Source organism: Arthrobacter sp. 2YAF22_2 (genome assembly GCF_052114645.1).
In the GTDB taxonomy this organism is placed as follows: domain Bacteria; phylum Actinomycetota; class Actinomycetes; order Actinomycetales; family Micrococcaceae; genus Arthrobacter.
The window spans coordinates 1-4,045 of the sequence record NZ_JBFRFD010000343.1 but is presented as its reverse complement, the minus strand read 5'-3'; the positions used below and the strand labels follow the sequence as shown (position 1 = coordinate 4,045).

The 4,045-nt window shown below is 64.3% G+C and carries 4 protein-coding genes; 2 read left to right on the top strand and 2 right to left on the bottom strand.

All coding sequences use genetic code 11. From position 1 onward, the window contains the following. A partial coding sequence (locus AB4Y86_RS13620; protein ID WP_441402748.1) for an ABC transporter permease occupies positions 1 to 712 on the bottom strand: 712 nt, incomplete at its 3' end. After that, positions 709 to 2,220, bottom strand: a complete 1,512-nt coding sequence (locus AB4Y86_RS13615; RefSeq protein WP_441402747.1) for a sugar ABC transporter ATP-binding protein — start codon at positions 2,218 to 2,220, stop codon at positions 709 to 711. The genes AB4Y86_RS13620 and AB4Y86_RS13615, both read right to left, overlap by 4 nt. 305 nt (positions 2,221 to 2,525) lie before the next feature. Between AB4Y86_RS13615 and AB4Y86_RS13610 the strand changes: the two genes are divergently transcribed. Both AB4Y86_RS13610 and AB4Y86_RS13605 read left to right on the top strand, forming a co-directional pair. Further along, entirely contained in the window at positions 2,526 to 3,599 is a 1,074-nt protein-coding gene (locus tag AB4Y86_RS13610) for a substrate-binding domain-containing protein (protein ID WP_441402746.1), read from the top strand. Positions 3,600 to 3,613: 14 nt separating this feature from the next. After that, positions 3,614 to 4,045, top strand: a 432-nt coding sequence (locus tag AB4Y86_RS13605) for an MFS transporter (RefSeq protein ID WP_441402745.1), incomplete at its 3' end; no start/stop codon positions are given.

The following is a 4,045-nucleotide window of genomic DNA, read 5'->3' as shown; positions in this document are numbered from 1 at the left end:
GCGATGACTGCGATGACTGCACGATCGCAGTCAAGGCAATTCCGGCGATTCCGGCAAAGAGCCCGCCGAGCGTGTAGGCCAGGATGCGGACCACACGGACGTTCACTCCGGATCCGTAGGCGGAGACGTCGCTCTCGCCGGTGGCCAAGAGATTGCTGACAAAAGCGGTGCGGTGCAGGCCGAACCAGATGAGGCCGGCGGCGCCGATCGTCAGCAGGGCGCCAGGGAGAATGCCGATGCCGCCGGCGAAGAGCTCGGTCCAGTTATCCGGGGCGGCCACTGGGTTCTGGGCGATGGTCAGCGACATTCCCACTAGTAAGAACAGCATGCCCGTAGTTGCGACCACCGGGTGCAGACGCAGGACGGCGACCAGGACTCCGTTCAACGCTCCGACCCCGGCGGCAACTGCCAGGATGATGGGAGCCGCCAGTTGCCAGTTGCCCAGCCCTGCGGGGATGAGGACAGCGACAAAGAAGCAGTTGATGAACGTGGCCAGGGGACCGACGGAGATGTCGATGCCGCCAGCCAAGATTGAGGGCGTGGAGGCGAATCCCACCAGCACGAACGGCGCCAGCGTCGCCAGGGTGCCGGGCAGGCGCGCGGGGGAAAGGAAGGAGGGCGAGATGAAAAGGTTCAGCACCAGCAGCACCAGCGCGAGCAGCAAAGCAAAGGCGAAGGGCCAGCGCTGGAACAGGGTCAGGACGCGGTTCATGTGAGGACCTCTGATTTCTGGCCGAAGTATGCGGCGACGATGGATTCGGTGGACAGCTGTGTGTGAGGGATCTGGGCAAATACCGCTTGGTCGCGGAAGACCAGGACGCGGTCAGCGAGGTCCACGAGCTCGTCGACCTCGCTGGAGAGGACCACGATGCTCATGCCTTCCGCGCTGAGCCGGTGCAAGATGGCGTAGATCTCCCGCTTCGTCCCGATGTCGACCCCTCGGGTGGGATCATTCAGCAGCAGGACCTTGGGGTCGGTGGCAAGCCAGCGGGCTAGCAGCACCTTCTGCTGATTGCCACCGGACAGGGTGGAGATGGCGTCCTGCGAGGAGCCAAAGCGGAGGGACAATAATTGCGCGAAGGCATCGAACCGGCGGACAGCGCTGCGGGTGCCCAACAAGCCGCCGCGGGTGTCCTTCGCCATCGTAGGGAGTGCAAAGTTTTCGCGGATCGACATGGACTCGAACAGCGACTCGCCACGACGTTCGCGCGGCAGGTAGGCCACTCCCAGGACATCCCCGTTGTGCTCGTTAAGCTCCACGGCGCCCTCGGCAAGGAGGCGCGCAACGCTGCCCGGCCCATCTGCCACACCGGCCAGGCGCTTTATGAAATGGTCCTGACCGTGGCCCTCAAGCCCGGCGAGGCCTACGATCTCGCCAGCGCGCAGCTCGAAGTCGATGGGTGCCGAGGCTGGTGCCAGACGGATGGCCGCTCCCTGAAGGACGGTGTCCCCGGGGGTATGCGGTTGCCGCCGGGTGTCGTCGTCGGGGCCTGAGTTTCCGGTCATGTCCGAGATCAAGCGGCTGATGGATAGGTCCGACCTCTCCACGGTGGAAACGCTCTGTCCGGACCGCAGGACGGTAACCCGGTCCGAGATCTCCGCGACCTCATCCATGCGGTGCGAGATGAACAAGATGGCCGTGCCCTTGGCCGCGAGCCGGCGCATCTCCGTGAAGAGCCGGTCGCGGGAGCTGACGTCCAGGGAGGCCGTCGACTCGTCGAGGATGAGCACCTTCGGGTTGCGCACGAGTGCGCGGGCAATGCAGAGGGACTGCCGCCCTGAGAGCGAGAGCTGCCCCGCGGGAAGATCCAGCGGAATCTCGCCGGCGATGCGTGTCAGGACGTCTTGGGCTATTGATCGTTGCTCGGCGCGGCCCAACCGGCGACGGAACATTCCGTGGGACCCCAGCCAGACGTTCTCGAGGACCGATTGGCTCCCTGCGGTGAGGACTTCTTGAAACACCGTCGCAATGTCCAGGTCCATGGCGGCTCGGGGCGATCGGCTGGTTACGGGGATGCCGTCCAATGTGACGGTGCCGGAATCGGGGCGGTGGACGCCTCCTATGATCTTCACGAGGGTGCTTTTCCCGGAGCCGTTTTCGCCCAGGAGGGTGTGGATTTCGCCGGGTCGGAGGTGGAGCTCGCCATGGACGAGGGCGCGGGTGGCACCGAAGCGTTTGCTCACGCCGGCGAGCACCAGGCCGGATGGTTGGTCGGTCACGGCGGATCTCCTTGGCAATAAATGTGGTGTGGGTCATATTCGAAACTAGACGAATCGTACAGCATGTAGCTAGTCTGATGCGATACGCAACGAAGCGTTCATTCGGTAAGGAAGAACACATGAAGAAGATGCCCTCTTTCCCCCGTTTCACAACGGTCGGCGCTGCGATCCTAGGGGTCAGCGCCCTTGCCCTCACGGGCTGTGCGGCGTCTGGGCCAGCGGCGCCGGGCTCCTCCGGAGGAAACGCGCCCGGGTCGGCGGAGTCGGCGGCCGCAGGTACTTGTGGGTCACTGCCGGCGGATACCGTGAATGATCCCAACGGCCTGCTAACTGGTTTCCCCAAGGAAATCGCCGCGGGGTACAACCTCTACCCGTACGAGATCCGGAAATCGGCATGGGCCGGCTACAAGTCGAAGAAGACTGACGGTTTCACTGCGGCGATCGTGGGCATGCCACCTGCCAGCCCATTCATTGCCTCSATGTCGGGGGCGATTCGCACGAGCCTGAAGGCCAGTGGTGTCAAGATCGTTGGCGAATTCGCGCCGGATGACCCGTCGAATGTGCCCCTTCAGCTCCAGCAGTTCAATGAGGCGCTCTCGCTGAAGCCGGACGTCATCATTTACACGCCAATCGCACCGGAGCCGTCCGTCGGCCTGGCCAAGGCCGCATTTGACGCCGGCGTCCCACTGGTTGCGGCCCAGGTGCCGATCGATTCCGAGTTTGCCGTGAGCGTGACGAGGAATACCCCGCTCGCGATCGCCCAGGTGACCGCAGGCACGCTGAGGTCAATTGGCGGAAAGGGTAACGTCTTGCGCGTCGATGGCATCCCGGGCATCCCGGTCTCGACCTTCGCAAGCCTGGGCATCGATGCCGTCCTGAAGAACTGCCCTGAGATCAAGGTCGCCGGGTCGGTCACCGGCTTCTTCCAGCCGGCAACGGCCCAGGCGGAAGTCCAGAAGTTCCTTGCCACCAACCCTGCCGGGGTGGCCGCCGTTCTACAAGCCGGAACGATGGGTGTAGGCATCCGCAACGCCTTTGAGGAATCGGGCATGGACGTCCCGCCGATCGCCGATGACGGATCGAGCCGCGGATTCTCGTCCTGGGCGCTGGCAAAGAAGGACTACCCGTTCTTTGGCACGACGACCCCGTCGGTGCGCACCGGTGAGGCAGTGGCCGATGTGGCCCTGCGCATCCTGAAGGGCCAAGGTCCGAAGATCAACCAGATCGTTGAACCCTCGGTGATCGTCTCCCGGGAGAACCTCGCCAAGCTCGCGGATTCCTCGTGGGACCACAATGACCTGACCGATCTGGCCGGTGCCCCCGAGGACTTCTTGCCCACCGACCGGCTCAACAAGTTCTTCTCGCAGCCCGGCGCATAAGGGTGGCGCGAGACTTGAACACGAGGGATGAATCCGCCACACCGTCTCTCGATCAATCGAGCTCCGAACGACTGACTCCCAGGCACTGGGTCTGGTTCACTCTGATCACGCTCGTCCTGTTGGCCGACGGCATGGACGTCACGATCGTCAGCCACGTCTTTCCCACGCTCATCAAGAGCTGGGGCGTCTCGGTCGGGGGCGGCATCGCCCTGGTGGTAGCCGTTAGCTTCCTGGCGATGGGCCTTGGTGCGGTCGTCGCTGGCGGCCTGTCCGATAGATGGGGGCGCAAGTTCGTCCTCGTCGTGAGCGTGGTCGTGTTCGGCGGGGCCACTGCCCTGGGCGGCAGCTCGGGCGACTTCACGGCATTCGCAGCCTGGCGGATCGTAGCCTGCCTCGGAATGGGCGCCGCGATGGCGTCCGGAAACACCCTGCTGGCGGACCTCATG